The organism is Planotetraspora kaengkrachanensis (assembly GCF_016862895.1).
GTDB lineage: Bacteria > Actinomycetota > Actinomycetes > Streptosporangiales > Streptosporangiaceae > Planotetraspora > Planotetraspora kaengkrachanensis.
In genome coordinates this window covers 297,279-312,345 of the sequence record NZ_BONV01000002.1, presented here as the reverse complement: position 1 = coordinate 312,345, position 15,067 = coordinate 297,279, and the positions used below count along the sequence as shown (strand labels likewise).

The following is a 15,067-nucleotide window of genomic DNA, read 5'->3' as shown; positions in this document are numbered from 1 at the left end:
CGTGCGTTCCGGATGACGGCTCGGGCCGGTGGTCTTCGGCGGCGCGGCGGACGCGGGTCAGGATCGACCGACGCGCACGAGCAGCTTGCCCGTGTTCGTGCCGTCGAAGAGCGTGTGAAGCGCCGCTGGGGCCGCGGTCAGTCCCTCGACCACGTGCTCCCGGCTGCGCAGCCCGCCGTCGCGCAGGCGGGGCAGGAGATCGGCTTCGATCTCATCGAAGCGATCCTCGTGATCCATGTAGATGAAGGCTTCCATCCGGACCCTGTTGACCAACAGGTGGAACCAGTTGTGCAGAGGAACAGGGCCACGTCCGCCGTCGTGCCGGGAGATCGCGCCGCACAGGACGACACGGGCGTTGACCGCCATGTGCGGGAGCAGGGCGTCGAGCATCGCCCCGCCGACGTTGTCGAAGACGACGTCGATTCCGTCGGGGCACAACCGGGAGCACGCCGCCGACACGTCGTCCTCCCGGTAGTCGACGCACTCGTCGGCACCGAGTTCCCGCACCCACTCACACTTGGCCGGTGTCCCGGCGACGCCGATCACGCGTGCGCCGGCGGCGACCGCCAGTTGGACGGCGACGGAACCGACGCCGCCGGCCGCCGCGGTGACGACGACCGTCTCGCCCTTCCGCGGCCGCCCGATGTCGTGCAACCCCAGCCAGGCGGTCTGCCCGGCGATGCCCAGGACATTCAAGGAGGCGTTCAGCGGCACGCCGTCGGGCACCCGCCGCAGGCTCGAGCCGTCCACCACGGCGTCCTCCTGCCAGCCCAGCAATCCGCACACCCGTTCCCCGACCACGAAATCAGGGTGCTCCGATGCGCTCACCGTGCCGGCGCCGAGGGCGCGCATGGTCTCGCCCAGCGGTGACGGCGGAAGGGAACTCGGGGTGTCGTTCATCCAGCTCCGGGTGGCGGGGTCCAGCGACATCCACTCGACCTTCACCAAAACCTGTCCTGATCCGAGCCGCGGCACGGGAACGTCCTCCTCGTAGCGCAGGACGCCTTCCTCCAGCGGCCCGGTGGGCGCGGCGGGGCGCTCCGCGAGAACGTAGCGGCGGGTTCGCCTCGGGGTCTCTGACATGGATGCCTCTCGATTTCCTCGTGTTGCCGCCGGATAGGACTCAGGCGGCGTCGTCGCCGATGAGGTTTCCTCTCATGAGCCACGCCGGACCCTCGGCGTAGGCGCCGGCCTCGGCGAAGAACGCGCCGAAGTAAGGACCGCTCGCGTGCGTGTCGAACGCGTCGAGGTCCGCATAGACCTCGTTCAGGTAGAAGACATTCGGGTCGTTCTCGTCCGCGATGACCTCGAACCGGTGGGAGCCGGGCTCGCTCGCCAGAGAGTCACGCGCGGTCTTCTTCGCCGCCCGGACGAAGTCGTCGCGATGCTCCGCCTGGACGGTGAAGGAGACGAGGAACTGGTACACGGGGCAGCCTCCTCAGGCTCGACCTACCCGGTTCATTGACTGAACTGCTACTGGTGGGACACCGTAGCACGCACCAGTTCGCTGAGTGAACCAGGCGGGTAGAATCGGAGCATGACGCTTCCGAGCACCTATGCCGACCGCAACTGCTCGCTGGCGCGATCGCTGGAGATCGTCGGGGAGCGGTGGACGCTCCTCATCGTCCGCGACGCGTTCTTCGGGGTCCGCCGGTTCGGAGACTTCGTCACTCAGCTGAAGATCCCCCGCGCCGTCTTGACCAGCCGGCTTAAGTCCCTCGTGCAGGAGGGCGTGCTCGTCCGTGACGACGGCGCGACCGGAGGTGTCGAGTACCGGCTGACCGCCAAGGGCGAAGGACTGTGGCCGGTCGTGCGTGCTCTGATGCACTGGGGGGACACGTTCTACTCTCCGTCCGGAGTCAAGCGCGCCGCCCGCCACGATCAGGACGGAGGTCTTCTCGACCACGAGGGGCGCTGCGGAGATTGCGGTCTGGTCATCCCGGTCCCGGAGATCCGGATCGAACCAGGACCCGGATTCGATTCGACGGACCCCGGTCACGATCCCGTGTCCGACGCGATCAACACGCCACGACGACTTCTCGAACCGATCACGGCGTCGCGCACCCGTTGACCGTCGGAGCCGGCGGCGGAGGCCGCCTGGTCAGCCCATGCCGAGGCGGCCGCCGCCGAGTTGTCGCGAAGGGTCGAAACCCGGCTGCGCCAGGCGATGAGCGACGAGGACTACTCCCGCCTGCTCAGGCTGCTCGACCGTGCCGCCGAGGTCACCGCCGACCTCGCTCTCGACGACTGACGCCGCGGGCTCGCCCGGCTCGGCGGAGCCGTGAGCTCAGAACAGACCGTTGGTGGGGGGTTCGGTCCCGTTGAGCCTGAAGGCGCCGACGACGGCCGCCTTCCAGTACCGGGGGTTGTGGTTGGCCACGGTCCGGGCGTTCCGCCAGTGCCTGTCCAGGTTGTGGGCACGCCCGGTCGCCGAGCCGCCGGCGACGTCGAACAGCGACTCGGCCGACTTGAGCGCCGCTTCGACCGCGAAGAACTGTGCCTGCGCGACCTCGACGGACGCGGCGGTCAGCGACTCGGGCCGCAGATCTTCGTGCCACGCTCGATCGATGGCGGCGGCCGCCCGCAGGACGGCGGCCTCGGCTGCGTAGGCCCGGGCGGAGATGTCCCCCACCGCGTGCTGGACGTACGGGTCGTCGACCGAGCGCGCGGCGCTGCTGTGCGCGATCGGCCGGGCCAGTTCGCGCACGAAGGCCACCGCGTCCGTGAGCGCGTTCCGTGCGATGCCGGCCTCGACCGCGGCCAGGTAGAGCTGCAGGAAGGCGGTGACGGGGGAGCGCCGTTCACCGCCGTCGCGGGTGCTGATCTCGTCGGGATGAACGACGACGTCGTCGAGTCTGGTGGTCCCGCTGGCGGTGAGGCGCTGGCCGATGCCGTCGTAGTCGTCGACGAGGTGCAGCCCCTCCCGATCGCGAGGCAGCGTGAAGAACACCTTCTCTCCGTCGTCGTCCAGAGCCGCCGTGCCGATCCAGTCGGCGTACAGCGCCCCCGTGCTGTAGAACTTGGTGCCGTTGACCTTGAAATGATCACCGTGCCGGGTGATCCGGGACTGGATCGTCCCGTTGGGGCCGCCGGTCTCCCAGCCCGCGTTGCCGAAGACGTCGCCGGCGAGGAAGCGGGGAAACCATTTGCGGCGTTCGGCTTCCGGTCCCGCCAGCAGCGCTTCGACCCGGCCGAAGTCCGGGCGCACCGCCTGGGCGATGTTCGAGTCCGCCGCGGCGAGATCGATCACGAAGCGGAACACGTCCTGGACCGACGAGCCCGCGCCGCCGTACTCGACCGGGATCCGGAAGGTGAACAGCCCCGCCTGGGCGACCCGGCGGATCTGGGCGTGCGGCAGTTCCCGTACGCGCTCCCGCTCGGCGGCGCCTTCTGCCAGCTCAGGCAGGATCAGCGCCGCACGCTCCCGCAGTTCCGTCACTCCGGCCGCGGGGAGGTTCTGAGTAGTCATGACGTCCCGCCGGGTCAGCTCGAGGATGCGGGGGCGAAGGGGATGGCGGCCGACCGGTCCGCGCCCTGCGGGGCCTGCGGGTGCTCCCAGAGCCCGCGGCTGCGCAGGATGGGCAGCACGCCCTCGCCGAACCAGTACGCCTCCTCGATGTGGGGATGGCCGGAGAGGACGAACTCGGTGATGCCGAGGCGGTGGTACTCCTCGATCCGGTCGGCGACCTCGGTGTGGCTGCCGACCAGAGCGGTGCCGGCTCCGCCGCGGACCAGGCCCACCCCCGCCCACAGGTTCGGATAGATCTCCAGGCCGTCGCGGCTGCCGCCGTGCAGGCCGAGCATCCGCTTCTGCCCTTCTGACTCGCTGCGGGCGAGGCCTGCCTGGACCTTCTCGACGGTGGCCGGGTCGATGCCGTCGAGCAGCCGCCGGGCCTGCGCCCACGCCTGCTCGCTGGTGTCCCGGCTGATCACATGGAGCCTGATGCCCTGGCGGAGGGTGCGGCCCTCGGCCGCCGCGAGTCCGGACACCCAGGCGATCTTCTCGGCCACGGCCGCAGGGGGCTCTCCCCACGTGAGGTACGCGTCGACGTGCCGGGCCGCGACCGGGCCCGCCGCGGCGGACGAGCCGCCGAAATAGACGTCCGGCACCGGGTCGGGCAGCCGGTCGAGTCGCGCGCCCTCGACTCTCAGATGGTCGCCCGCGAAGTCGACGACCTCTCCGCGCCACAGGGCCCGCACGATGTGCAGGAACTCGTCCGCCCGCGCGTATCGGGCGTCCTTGCCGAGGAAGTCGCCGTACGCGCGCTGCTCGTGGCTCTCCCCGCCGGTGACCACGTTGAGCAGCAGCCGGCCGCCCGAGTGGCGCTGGAACGTGGCGGCCATCTGGGCGGCCAGCGTCGGGGTGATGAAGCCCGGCCGGAACGCGACCAGGAACTTGAGCCGTTCCGTCGTCTCGACGAGCATGGCCGTGGTCAGCCAGGCGTCCTCGCACCAGGCGCCGGTCGGCGTCAGGGCGCCGACGAAGCCGAGCTGCTCGGCCGCGTCCACGATCTGCCGCAGGTAGGCCAAGGTGGCGGGCCGGGCGCCGCCGGCCGATCCCGCGGGCAGTCCGTGACCGCCGCCGACGATGTCGCGGCTGTCGCCGTACGTGGGCAGGAACCAGTGAAAGGTCAAAGTCATGGTTGTTCCTAGAGCAGGCCGTGGCGGGGCGGAAGCTGTCCGTTGAGTACGTACCGGCCGATGTGCTGGACCTTCCAGCGCGCCGGGTCGTGCAAGGTGTGGGTGCGGGCGTTGCGCCAGTGCCGGTTCAGGTTGAGCCCCTCCAGGCTGGACCTGGTGCCGCCCAGTTCGAAGACGGCGCTGCCGAGTTCGACCGCGACCGGGTCCGCGTAGGCCTTCGCGGTCGCCACGGCGATCGAGGCCGCTCCGGCCGACTCCGCGGTCAGGTCGGCTCGCGCCGCGTCGACCGCCTCCCCGGCCGCGACCAGCAACGCCTCGGCCGAGCGGACCTTGATGGAGAGTTCACCGACCCGCTGGATGACCAGCGGGTCCTCCGCGGCGGTCTCCTGGCCGCTCTCGAACCAGGGGCGGGCCTTGGTCCGCACGAACTTCACCGCCTCGGTCAGCGCACCGCCCGCGATTCCCACGTCGATGGCCGTGTGCAGCAGTTGCGCCAGCGCGCCGTGCAACTGCGGCCCGGTGAACGTCAGGTGGTGGGGCACCACATGCTCCGGCGGCACGGCGACGTCCTCGAGCCGTACCGTGCCGCTGGCGGTGGTCCGCTGCCCCATCCCGGCCCAGTCGTCCACCACGGTCAGCCCGGGGGCGTCCCCGGGCACGTACGCGACGTGCAGTGTCTCGTCTTCGTGACGGGCCAGGACCGGGATCCAGTCGGCGAACAGCGCGCCCGTGCTGTACTGCTTGACGCCGCGCAGCACGAAGTGGTCACCCGCGCGGACGAGCCGCGTCCGACAGTCCTGCACGTGCTTCGTCCCCGCCTCAGACTGGGCGTTGCCGAAGCGCCTGCCGGCCAGCACCTCGCCGAAGAAGAACTCCTGCTGCGCGGGGTCGCCCTGCTGACGCAGCACGTTGACGTAGACGATGTGGCTCTGCGGGATCTGGGCGATGTTCGGGTCGGCGGCGGCCAGGAGCCGGAACACTTCGGCGACGGTCCGCGCGCGCACGTCCGCGCCGCCGTGTTCACGCGGAACGGTGATCCCGAGCAGTCCGCTTGCCGACAACCGGTCCAGTTCCTGCCGGGGCAGTCGCCGCCGGGCGTCCCGCTCCGCCGCTTCCGCCGCGAATTCGCCGGCGAGCTCCTCCGCCACGGCCAGCGCCTCCGCGTCGTCCGCGATCACATGCGCGGTCGAGGTGCCGGGGGCTCGCGATGGTGGGCTGTCGATGCTCATGGTGCCGTCCGTTCGTGCGTGTTCACGTGGGAAGGCTAATCCATGTAAAACAGGTAGGTAATACTTTGTTTTCGTGCGGAAGGGTCCTTATGGTGTGGCGTGACGGCCCACGGCGGGCGTCGGGCCCGGCGTCATCCCGCCGAAGCCCTTCAGCGGGTGCGGCCAAGGGGACCCGGACTGCCAGATCCCGGCCGGACGAGCTCGGCCGGGCCGCATGCCCAGACCATCCGGAACACACAGTGAGCGAACGTGACTGACCTCGAACGCCGGATCATCCACTTCAACCTCTTCGAGATGAACTGCGTCGGCCACATCCAGCACGGGCTGTGGACGCATCCGGAGAACAACAGACACCGGTACACCGACATCGACTACTGGACCGACCTGGCCACGCTGCTCGAGCGGGGGCTGTTCGACGCGGTCTTCCTCGCCGACGTGGTGGGGCTCTACGACCGCTACCGAGGCGGGCCGGAGACCGCCGTTCGTGAGGCCGTGCAGGTGCCGGCCAACGACCCGCTGCTCGTGGTGCCCGCGATGGCCGCGGTGACCAGGCATCTCGGGTTCGCCGTGACGTTCTCCACCACCTATGAGCCGCCGTTCGCGCACGCGCGCCGGATGTCCACCCTGGACCACCTCACCAAGGGGCGGGTGGCGTGGAACGTCGTCACCTCCTATCTGCGCAGCGCGGCCAGGAACTTCGGGCTCGACGACGAGATCGAGCACGACCTGCGCTACGAGATCGCGGAAGAGTACCTGGAGGTCCTCTACAAGCTGTGGGAGGGCAGCTGGGAGGACGGCGCCGTCATCAGGGACGTGGAGGCGCGGGTCTACGCCGACCCGGCGAAGGTCCACGCGATCGACCACGTCGGCAAGCACTTCCGTGTCGCCGGGCCGCACCTGTCGGAACCGTCGCCACAGCGCACCCCCGTGCTCTACCAGGCCGGCAACTCCGAACGCGGCAGGGATTTCGCGGCCAGGCACGCGGAGGCCGTCTTCACCGGCGCCCCGTCACTGGAAGCGCTACGCGAGGAGATCGCCGATCTCAAGCGGCGCGCCGCCGCCTTCGGCCGCGACCCCGACCACGTCAAGGTCTTCCCCGGCGCCTCCGTGATCGTCGCGCCCACCCAGGCGGAGGCCGACGCCAAGGTGGCGGACCTGCAACGCCACATCAGTCCGGAAGGTTTCCTGGCACAGCGCGGCAGCGGCATCGATCTCGCGGCCTACGACCCCGACGAGGCGATCGACGACATCGTCGCGAGGGGAGGGGACTTCACCGAGCGCGCGATCCGCCCCCTGGTGGGCAGAGGGCTCACGGTCCGGGACGTGCTGGCATCCGTCGGCCGTGTCGGACAGGGCGGGCCGTTGTTCGTGGCCGGCACGCCGGAGCGAGTGGCGGACGAGATCGAGCGCTGGGCGGACGAGACCGGCGCCGCGGGCTTCAACCTCATGCAGTACCTCTCTCCTGGCACGGCCGAGGACTTCATCGAACTCGTCGTTCCCGAACTGCAGCGGCGCGGGCGTTATCGCACGTCGTACGACGACAGCACGTTGCGCGAGCGCCTGCTGGGCCGCGGAGTCCACCGGCTGCCGGACACCCACCCGGGTGCGGCGTTCCGCCGGGGCCCCAAGGCTCACGAGTCCGACTGACCGCGTGGTTCCGCTGCGGGAGGCCAGATCAGGCAAGTTCTATGTATAACCAGTAGGAAATATTGACTTTATGTCCTGGAGGTCGTAGATTGAGTGGCATGAGGCAGGATGTCCGACTGATTCGGCGCCAGCACGTGGACCTCTGCCACGTCGCCAGTGCGCAATGTCGCTGATCACTGACCATCACTCTTTCTGATCCGGTGGCATCGCCGCCGGCTTACCGAGCCCCGCCGACGCCGTCGGGGGACAGGCCCGAGGCCGCGGTCGCCTTGTGACCACCCATGCGCCGCCGCCGACGGCTCCCGCAGGAAACCCCAGCAGCAGAAGCGGGCGACCGTGGCATGGACGCGAAGGAGAGATCAGATGAGCACCCCTCAGGTGGTTCCGATTCCCGGGAAAGGTGCGGGAAGGTGACCGAGACCCTCCCCGGGCGGGCCGTGGACGGCGAGCAGTTCAGAAGGGCGCTCGCGGCGCACGCCGCGGGAGTCGTGGTGATCACGGCCCAGGACGAGGGGATCCCCGTCGGGCTGACCGCCACGTCGTTCTCCTCCGTGAGCCTCGAGCCCCCGCTGGTCTCCTTCTACGTGGACCAGGCCTCGACCACCTGGCCCCGGCTGCGTTCGGCCGACCACTTCGCCGTCAACGTGCTCACCAGCGACCAGGGCGAGCTGGCCGCCAGGTTCGCCCGCAAGGGCATCGACCGGTTCGCCGAGCCCACACGCTGGCGCCCCGGTCCGCACGCCACGCCGCTGCTGAGCGACGTGTCGGTGCACCTGGTCTGCCTGCCGTACGCGACGGTGGACGTGGGCGACCACGTGCTCGTCGTGGGCCTCGTCTCCGAGGCGACGGTGCACGGCGCCGACCGGCCACTGCTGTACCACCAGGGCCGATTCGGCCGATTCATCCCGCATTCCTGATCGTCGATTCATTTTTCCGCCGGCGGCTGCCCAGACGGCGCGGCCGGTGTGACTTCCGCGTACCCGCATCCCCCACGAGGAGCGTCAGTTGTCCCCCTCAAGAACCCTCCGGAGTCTCGTCGCCACGCTGGCCGGCCTGTCGCTGCTGACCGCGTGCGGCGGCGCTAGGGCGGGCACCGCCGACGGCGTCTCCGCCGAACCGGCGCGCGGTGGCACCCTGAACCTGTCCATGTCGCTCGACCCGCTGTGCCTCGACCCGCACGCGATCTCCTCAGACGTCGAGCAGATCTTCGGGCACATCCTCACGGACAACCTGGTCTACCTGGACGACAAGGGCGACCCGTCGCCGTGGCTGGCCACCTCATGGGAGATCTCGCCCGATGCCAAGACCTACACCTTCCACCTGCGCGAGGGTGTGACCTTCAGCGACGGCGCCGTGTTCGACGCCCAGGCGGTCGTCACCAACTTCGAGCACATGCTCGACCCGGCGACCCGATCACCGCTGGCCGGCCCGTACATCGCGCCGTACGAGGACAGCAAGATCATCGACGATTACACGCTCGAGGTGCACCTGTCCCGGCCGTACGTCCCGTTCCTGACCGTGCTGGCCCAGGGCTGGCTCGGGATGGAGTCACCCAAGGCGATCAAGGAGTCCACTCCGGCCCAGCTGTGCGAGCACCCGGTGGGCTCCGGGCCGTTCGTGCTGACCGGATACACCAAGAACCAGAGCGTCACCTTCGCCCGCAGGGCCGACTACAACTGGCCGCCCGACCTGTACAAGCGCGGCGGTCCGGCCTACCTCGACGGCATCAAGGTCGACTGGGTGGGCCAGGACGCGGTGCGCTTCAACTCGCTGGTCAGCGGCCAGTACCAGGCCACCGGCTACCTGCCGGCGCAGAACGCGCAGGCCGTGAAGTCCAACCCCGCCCTCGAATACCACAACAACAACCGGATCGGCTGGCCGTTCACGCTTGACTTCAACGTCTCCCGTGCGCCGTTCGACGACATCGACGTCCGCCGGGCCTTCGCCGCGTCCGTCAACGTGCCGGCGATCATCCAGACGATCGGGTTCGGGCAGCGGCAACCCGCGACCGGGTTCCTCGACCGGGTCACCCAGTATTACGACCCGAACGTGAAGTTCCCGGGGTACGACCCGGCGAAGGCCAACCAACTCCTCGACCAGGCCGGCTGGACGGGACGCGACGCCGACGGTTACCGCACCAAGGACGGCAAGGTCCTCGAGGCGCAGTCGCCGGTCACGCAGACCGCCACGGTCAGCCCGGTCTACAACCTGATCCAGGCACAGGCCAAGGCGGTCGGCTTCAAGGTGAACGTGAACCTCCTGCCCCTCACCCAGGTCACCACGCTGCGGTACGCCGGGGACTACGACCTCCTGTCGGGCGTCTGGCACACCAACACGCCGGACGTGCTCTACATCAAGTACGCGACGGAGAGCATCCCGAACGACAAGCGCCTGGGGCAGAACCTGTCCCATCTGTCCGACCAGCAGATCGACACCTGGTTGGAGCAGGCCCGCCAGACCACCGACGCCGCGAAACTCAGGGACCTCTACGGCAAGGTCCAGCAGCGGCTGGTCGACCTGGTGCCCGGCGTGCCCATCTACGACAACTCGGTGTTGTGGGCGACCAGCAGGAAGCTGCAGGGCGTCATCACCGACACGTCGCACGCCACGCCCGTGTTCACCTACGCGTGGCTCACGAAATGACAGCCCTCGGCACGACGGGGACCCGGCTCGCCGTGCGCCCCACGGCGGTCGCCATCGCCAAGCGGATCGGGGTACGCCTGATCGCCGGGGTGGGGGTCCTGTGGGGCGCGGCCACGCTCAGCTTCATCGCGCTGCACGTCACCGCGGGGGACGCCGCCCTGTCCACCGTGGCCGGCCAGGGGGCCAACCCGACCAAGGAGGTGCTGGACCAGGTCCGCCGTGACCTCGGCCTGGACCAGCCCCTCTACCACCAGTACCTGGACTACCTGGGTCGCCTGCTCCACGGCGACCTGGGCCGGTCCTACCAGCAGCGGATCTCGGTGAGCCAGGCGATCGGCGAGCAACTCGGCCAGACCGTTCAGCTCGCGGTGGCGGCGGCCGTTGTGGCCGTGCTGCTGGCGATCGCGGCCGCGGTGCTGACCGCGCGGAGGCGGCCGTGGCGGTCGATCGCCTCCGGAGTGGAGTTGACGCTGTCCGCGACGCCGACGTTCGTGATCGGCATCGTGCTCCTCATCGTCTTCTCCTTCACCCTCAAGGTCCTGCCCGTCTCCGGGAACGACGGGCCGCGCGCGCTGATCCTGCCGACGCTCACTCTGGCGTTGCCGATCGGCGCGGTGCTCGCCCAGGTCCTGCGAAGCGAACTGGAGGAGGTACTGGAGCAGCCCTTCATCCTCACCGCCCGCACCCGCGGCATGCGGGACACCGTCGTCCGGGTGCGGCACGCCCTGCGCCACGCACTGGTACAGATCGTCACGATGTCCGGTTTCGTGGTCGGCGGACTGCTGGGCGGCGCGGTCATCACCGAGACGCTGTTCGTACGCCAAGGGGTGGGACAGCTGATGCTCTCCGCGGTGACGACCAAGGACATCCCGATGGTGTTGGGGCTGGTGGTCTTCGCCGCCTTCGTCTACGTCTTGGTGAACCTGCTGGTGGACATCGCGTACACGCTCATCGACCCGAGGCTGGTGACTCGATGAGCGCGTTGACCGCGACGGATGCGGCGCTGCCGCGGGCAGGCCGCGTCCGGCTGCGCCCCGGGCTGATCCTGGCGGGGCTGTTCGTGGCGGCCGTCGTGGTCGCGGCCCTCGTGCCGCAACTGCTGGCACCGCACGACCCCCTGGAGATCGGCGCCGACGGGGCCTTCCTGGCGCCCGGCGGCACTCACCCGCTCGGAACCGACGAGTCCGGCCGCGACGTGCTCAGCCGCATGGTCTACGGGGCCCGGCCCTCGCTGGTGATGGGGCTGGGCGCGACGGCGATCGCGGTCACCGGCGGCACCCTGCTGGGTCTGATCGCAGGGCTGGGCAGCCGGTTGACCGAGAGCGTCGTCATGCGGCTGATCGACGTGGTGCTGTCCATACCGGAGCTGCTGCTGGCGCTGGTGGTCATCACCCTGGCGGGCGCCGGCAGCACCAATGCGATGTTCGCCGTCGCGTTCGCCAGCATCCCGTCGTACGCGAGGATCGTGCGGGCGCAGACGCACATCGTGCGCCGCTCCATCTTCGTCGAGGCGGCCACAGGGCTCGGCATGAAACGCTTCACGGTGATCTGGCGGCACGTGCTGCCCAACGCGATCCGGCCGGTGCTGGTGTTGTCCACCATCGGGATCGGCACCGCGATCAGTGCCGGCGCCGCACTGAGCTTCCTGGGGTTGGGCGCCGAGCCGCCGGCCGCCGAGTGGGGCGACATGCTCTCCAACGGCCTGCAGTACATCTCCAACGACTGGTTCCTGGTGGCCGTGCCGAGTGTGGCGATCACGCTGACCGTGCTGGCCATCACCGTGCTCGGCCGCGAAGTGCGCCGCCGCTCCGAAGGGAGAACCACATGACCAGCCTGCTCGAGGTCGCTGGGCTGAAGGTCGCGTTCAACGGCACCACGGTCGTCGACGGAGTCTCCTTCACGCTGGAGCGCGGCGAGTGCCTCGCGCTGGTGGGGGAGTCGGGCTCGGGCAAGAGCGTGACGACCCGTACGCTCGTCGGCCTCCCCGGGTACGGCGCCCGCGTGCACACCGACCGGTTGCGCTTCGACGGCACCGACGTCACCGGTTTCACCGACCGGACATGGCGTCGGGTGCGCGGGGCGCGGATCGGGTTCGTGCTCCAGGACGCGATGGCCTCGCTCGACCCGCTGCGGCCGGTGGGCCGGGAGATCGCCGAGCCGCTGGCCCTGCACACCACATTGAACCGGGCCGCGCGGGCCGCGCGGGTACACGAACTACTGGAGTCCGTCGGGGTGCCGGAGCCAGAGGTGCGGGCCGCCCAGTATCCGCACCAACTGTCCGGCGGCCTCCGCCAGCGGGCGCTCATCGCCTCCGCGATCGCGTGCGAACCGGAGCTGCTGCTCGCGGACGAGCCGACCACCGCGCTCGACGCGACCGTGGCCCTGCAGGTGCTCGATCTGCTCGGCTCGCTCAAGGGCAACCGCAGCGGACTGCTGATCGTCAGCCACGACCTGGCGGTGGTCGCCCGGCTGGCCGACCGGGTCGCGGTCATGAAGGCCGGCCGCATCGTCGAGCTCGGGGCGACCGATGCGGTGTTGCGGGATCCCCAGCACCCGTACACGAAGGCGCTGCTGGCCGCGGTGCCGTCCGCGCACGCGAAGGGCACGTGGCTCTCGACGGTGGAACGGCCTGCGGCCGCCGCGCCGGTCTCACCTCCCGCTGCGGCGCAGCCTGGCAGACCCGTTCTGGCCGCCGTCGGGCTGCGCAAGTCGTTCCCGGGACCGGACGGCGTCGCGCGGGTCGCGGTCGAGGATGTCTCGCTGACTCTGCGGGCCGGCGAGACGCTGGGCATCGTGGGGGAGTCGGGCTCCGGCAAGAGCACCACCGCCCGGCTCCTGCTGGGCCTGGAGACGCCGGACGCCGGCGAAGTCCACGTCGACGGGACCCCGTGGCCCGCGCTCACCCCTGAGCAGCGGCGCGCCCATCGGCGTCGGCTGCAGATCGTGTACCAGGATCCACTCGGTTCCTTCGACCCGCGATTCACCGTCGAAAGAGTCATCGGTGAGGCGCTCGGCGCCGCCGGTCACCCACGCGGCGCCCGCCGGGAGCGCACGGTCGAGTTGCTCGAGATGGTCGCGCTCGACGCCGGGCATCTTCGGCGGAGGCCGCTGGAACTGTCCGGCGGGCAGAGGCAGCGGGTGGCCGTCGCCCGTGCGCTGGCCGCCGAACCGGAGGTCATCGTCTGCGACGAGCCGGTGTCCGCGCTGGACGTCTCTGTGCAGGCGCAGATCCTCGACCTGCTCGCCGACCTGCAGGCCCGGCTGGGCGTGGCGTACCTGTTCATCTCGCACGACCTCGGCGTCGTCTACCACGCGAGCGACCGGGTGCTGGTCATGCGGGACGGGCGGGTGCTGGAGTCAGGCGACGTGCGCACCGTGTTCACCGATCCCCAGCACGACTACACCCGCGAACTGCTCGCCGCGATCCCACGCCTGACGCCCCAGGTGGCACCGCCGGCCACGCCCCTGGGAGTCGGCTGACCGTCCCGAGACCCATCACCTCTGTGGACCGCGGTCGCGGTGGGCGCGGATGAGTGCGATCACGGTGTCGGCGGTGTGGTCGAGGTAGGTGCGGCCGTCAGGCAGTCGCGCCTGCGGGCTGATGTAGCTGTGTTGCCCGATGTGGGTGGCCGGGTCGAGCCGGTGCACGGTGATCTTTTCCGCGCGGCGGGCCCGGTTCCATCCGCTGTTGCGGAACAGCCGCCAGCGCTGAGGGAACATCCAGGTGCCGACCCGCTCGATCCAGTCGCCGGCGCTGGTGAGCCGATGCAGATGACCGGCGTGGGTGAGATCGTTGGCGCCGTTGTGGAACCCGCCGAGAGTGATCAGTACGAGCGGGGCGCCGAGCAGGGTGTGCAGCTTCTCCACCGCGCCGGTGGCGACCTGGGCGCCGCCGCTGTAGCTGAGCAGGACCACGGGTGTGCCGCTGCCGGGCCGGTAACCGGCGAGGCGCAGGTGGCCGGCGATCTGGGTGCCCACGGCGCGGTTGTACAGGGGACGGTATCGGTGGTCGGCGGCGACGAAGATCTGCATGACGTTGTGCAGGAACAGCACGAGCCCGATGCGGTGGCGCAGCCACTCCCACACAGGCCGGTTGACGAGCGGGTCGGCCAGGGGGGAGTAGGGCTGCACCTGGCCCAGCACCCGCAGTTCCGGTGCTCCGGCGATCAGGGCCTTGACCAGCTGGCCCCCGTCCCGGGTGTCGGTGAAGTGGCGTTTGCCGATTCCGTCCAGATAGACCAGGTAGGCGTCCGGGGGACGGTCGGGGTCCGCGCCCCGGGCGTAGGGCATGCCGTGGGGGAGCTCGGTGGTGGGGGTCCGCCAGCCGGCCGTGTACGACATGACCTCGTAGCGGGCGAGCAGAGCCTCGGCGAGCAGGACCGGACCGAGCACCAGGACGAGGAGCGGGAACTCGATCATGCGAGCGACTCCCGTGCCCCGGTGCCGCTGATCTTCGCGACCAGGCGCCGAACGGCCTCGACGGCGACGCCGAGCCCGACGCCGGCGACGGCCACGCAGCCCGCGGCGGCCCACCAGCCCAGGCCCGTCATGGCGGAGAGCGGCGCCACGAGGCCGATCCCGACGCCCACGAAGAGCAGTAGATGCAGCAGGGGCCCGAGCAGTGGAAACGCGAGGACGGCGGAGAGCAGCAGCGGGGCGGCCAGGCCGGGTGTCCAGGTCAGCGCGGCGGCGCCGAACAGCGGAGGGGACAGCACGAGCTCGGCGATCGTCCATGAGGTCAGCGGCCACAGCGCGAACACGGCGCCTTCGACCACGGCGCCGATCAGCAGGAGCTCGGCGGCGACGGGCCGCGACACGCCGGGCCGGCGCGCCACCAGGGGCAGGAGCCGGCCGAGGGCCTCGGACAGCCCGGCGAGCAGCAGCACGGCGACGACCATGAGTGACAT

At 70.3% G+C, this 15,067-nt stretch carries 14 protein-coding genes; 7 read left to right on the top strand and 7 right to left on the bottom strand.

The genetic code is table 11. The features are described from left to right. Positions 1-57: 57 nt before the first annotated feature. The gene (locus Pka01_RS04240; protein WP_203881220.1) at positions 58-1,083 is read right to left on the bottom strand and encodes an NADP-dependent oxidoreductase; all 1,026 of its coding nucleotides are present in this window, start codon (positions 1,081-1,083) and stop codon (positions 58-60) included. Positions 1,084-1,123: 40 nt separating this feature from the next. Further along, positions 1,124-1,426: a putative quinol monooxygenase gene (locus Pka01_RS04235; RefSeq protein WP_203881219.1), complete on the bottom strand. Its 303-nt coding sequence runs from the start codon at positions 1,424-1,426 to the stop codon at positions 1,124-1,126. A gap of 111 nt (positions 1,427-1,537) precedes the next feature. On the opposite strand from Pka01_RS04235, the gene Pka01_RS04230 reads away from it, so the two are divergent. Continuing rightward, positions 1,538-2,071: a winged helix-turn-helix transcriptional regulator gene (locus Pka01_RS04230; protein WP_203881218.1), complete on the top strand. Its 534-nt coding sequence runs from the start codon at positions 1,538-1,540 to the stop codon at positions 2,069-2,071. A 216-nt stretch (positions 2,072-2,287) separates the two neighbouring features. Here the strand turns inward: Pka01_RS04230 and Pka01_RS04225 are convergent, their stop codons facing one another. The 3 genes from Pka01_RS04225 to Pka01_RS04215 are packed head-to-tail and all read right to left on the bottom strand — an operon-like array spanning position 2,288 to position 5,870. Beyond that, a complete protein-coding gene (locus Pka01_RS04225; RefSeq protein WP_203881217.1) occupies positions 2,288-3,469 on the bottom strand; it encodes an acyl-CoA dehydrogenase family protein in 1,182 nt (393 codons plus the stop codon). Positions 3,470-3,483: 14 nt separating this feature from the next. Next, positions 3,484-4,641: an LLM class flavin-dependent oxidoreductase gene (locus Pka01_RS04220; protein ID WP_203881216.1), complete on the bottom strand. Its 1,158-nt coding sequence runs from the start codon at positions 4,639-4,641 to the stop codon at positions 3,484-3,486. Between the two features lie 8 nt (positions 4,642-4,649). Continuing rightward, positions 4,650-5,870 carry an SfnB family sulfur acquisition oxidoreductase gene (locus Pka01_RS04215; RefSeq protein ID WP_203881215.1) on the bottom strand — a complete coding sequence of 407 codons (1,221 nt, stop codon included), beginning with the start codon at positions 5,868-5,870 and terminating at the stop codon, positions 4,650-4,652. A gap of 249 nt (positions 5,871-6,119) precedes the next feature. Here Pka01_RS04215 and Pka01_RS04210 point away from each other — a divergent pair, with 249 nt between their 5' ends. The 6 genes from Pka01_RS04210 (at position 6,120) to Pka01_RS04185 (ending at position 13,640) form a co-directional block, all read left to right on the top strand. After that, on the top strand, positions 6,120-7,517 hold the full coding sequence (locus Pka01_RS04210) for an LLM class flavin-dependent oxidoreductase (RefSeq protein WP_239114720.1): 1,398 nt from the start codon (positions 6,120-6,122) through the stop codon (positions 7,515-7,517). 410 nt (positions 7,518-7,927) lie between these two features. Continuing rightward, positions 7,928-8,434, top strand: coding sequence for a flavin reductase family protein (locus Pka01_RS04205; protein ID WP_239114719.1), 507 nt, complete (start codon positions 7,928-7,930; stop codon positions 8,432-8,434). Between the two features lie 88 nt (positions 8,435-8,522). Beyond that, on the top strand, positions 8,523-10,160 hold the full coding sequence (locus tag Pka01_RS04200; RefSeq protein WP_203881213.1) for an ABC transporter substrate-binding protein: 1,638 nt from the start codon (positions 8,523-8,525) through the stop codon (positions 10,158-10,160). After that, complete coding sequence (locus tag Pka01_RS04195; RefSeq protein ID WP_239114718.1) at positions 10,157-11,137, top strand: ABC transporter permease; 981 nt, start codon at positions 10,157-10,159, stop codon at positions 11,135-11,137. The genes Pka01_RS04200 and Pka01_RS04195 overlap by 4 nt, the downstream gene beginning before the upstream one ends. Continuing rightward, entirely contained in the window at positions 11,134-11,988 is an 855-nt protein-coding gene (locus Pka01_RS04190) for an ABC transporter permease (RefSeq protein ID WP_203881212.1), read from the top strand. The genes Pka01_RS04195 and Pka01_RS04190 overlap by 4 nt, the downstream gene beginning before the upstream one ends. Next, entirely contained in the window at positions 11,985-13,640 is a 1,656-nt protein-coding gene (locus Pka01_RS04185; RefSeq protein WP_203881211.1) for a dipeptide ABC transporter ATP-binding protein, read from the top strand. The genes Pka01_RS04190 and Pka01_RS04185 overlap by 4 nt, the downstream gene beginning before the upstream one ends. Positions 13,641-13,655: 15 nt before the next feature. Here the strand turns inward: Pka01_RS04185 and Pka01_RS04180 are convergent, their stop codons facing one another. Both Pka01_RS04180 and Pka01_RS04175 read right to left on the bottom strand, forming a co-directional pair. Beyond that, positions 13,656-14,579, bottom strand: a complete 924-nt coding sequence (locus Pka01_RS04180) for a hypothetical protein (protein ID WP_203881210.1) — start codon at positions 14,577-14,579, stop codon at positions 13,656-13,658. Beyond that, a complete protein-coding gene (locus Pka01_RS04175; protein WP_203881209.1) occupies positions 14,576-15,067 on the bottom strand; it encodes a hypothetical protein in 492 nt (163 codons plus the stop codon). The genes Pka01_RS04180 and Pka01_RS04175 overlap by 4 nt, the downstream gene beginning before the upstream one ends.

Coding starts and splice junctions, on each gene's coding strand:
- Pka01_RS04180 (WP_203881210.1), bottom strand. CDS start 14,579: ATGATCGAGTTCCCGCTCCTCGTCCTGGTGCTCGGTCCGGTCCTGCTC.
- Pka01_RS04190 (WP_203881212.1), top strand. CDS start 11,134: ATGAGCGCGTTGACCGCGACGGATGCGGCGCTGCCGCGGGCAGGCCGC.
- Pka01_RS04240 (WP_203881220.1), bottom strand. CDS start 1,083: ATGTCAGAGACCCCGAGGCGAACCCGCCGCTACGTTCTCGCGGAGCGC.
- Pka01_RS04225 (WP_203881217.1), bottom strand. CDS start 3,469: ATGACTACTCAGAACCTCCCCGCGGCCGGAGTGACGGAACTGCGGGAG.
- Pka01_RS04195 (WP_239114718.1), top strand. CDS start 10,157: ATGACAGCCCTCGGCACGACGGGGACCCGGCTCGCCGTGCGCCCCACG.
- Pka01_RS04175 (WP_203881209.1), bottom strand. CDS start 15,067: ATGTCACTCATGGTCGTCGCCGTGCTGCTGCTCGCCGGGCTGTCCGAG.
- Pka01_RS04230 (WP_203881218.1), top strand. CDS start 1,538: ATGACGCTTCCGAGCACCTATGCCGACCGCAACTGCTCGCTGGCGCGA.
- Pka01_RS04215 (WP_203881215.1), bottom strand. CDS start 5,870: ATGAGCATCGACAGCCCACCATCGCGAGCCCCCGGCACCTCGACCGCG.
- Pka01_RS04220 (WP_203881216.1), bottom strand. CDS start 4,641: ATGACTTTGACCTTTCACTGGTTCCTGCCCACGTACGGCGACAGCCGC.
- Pka01_RS04185 (WP_203881211.1), top strand. CDS start 11,985: ATGACCAGCCTGCTCGAGGTCGCTGGGCTGAAGGTCGCGTTCAACGGC.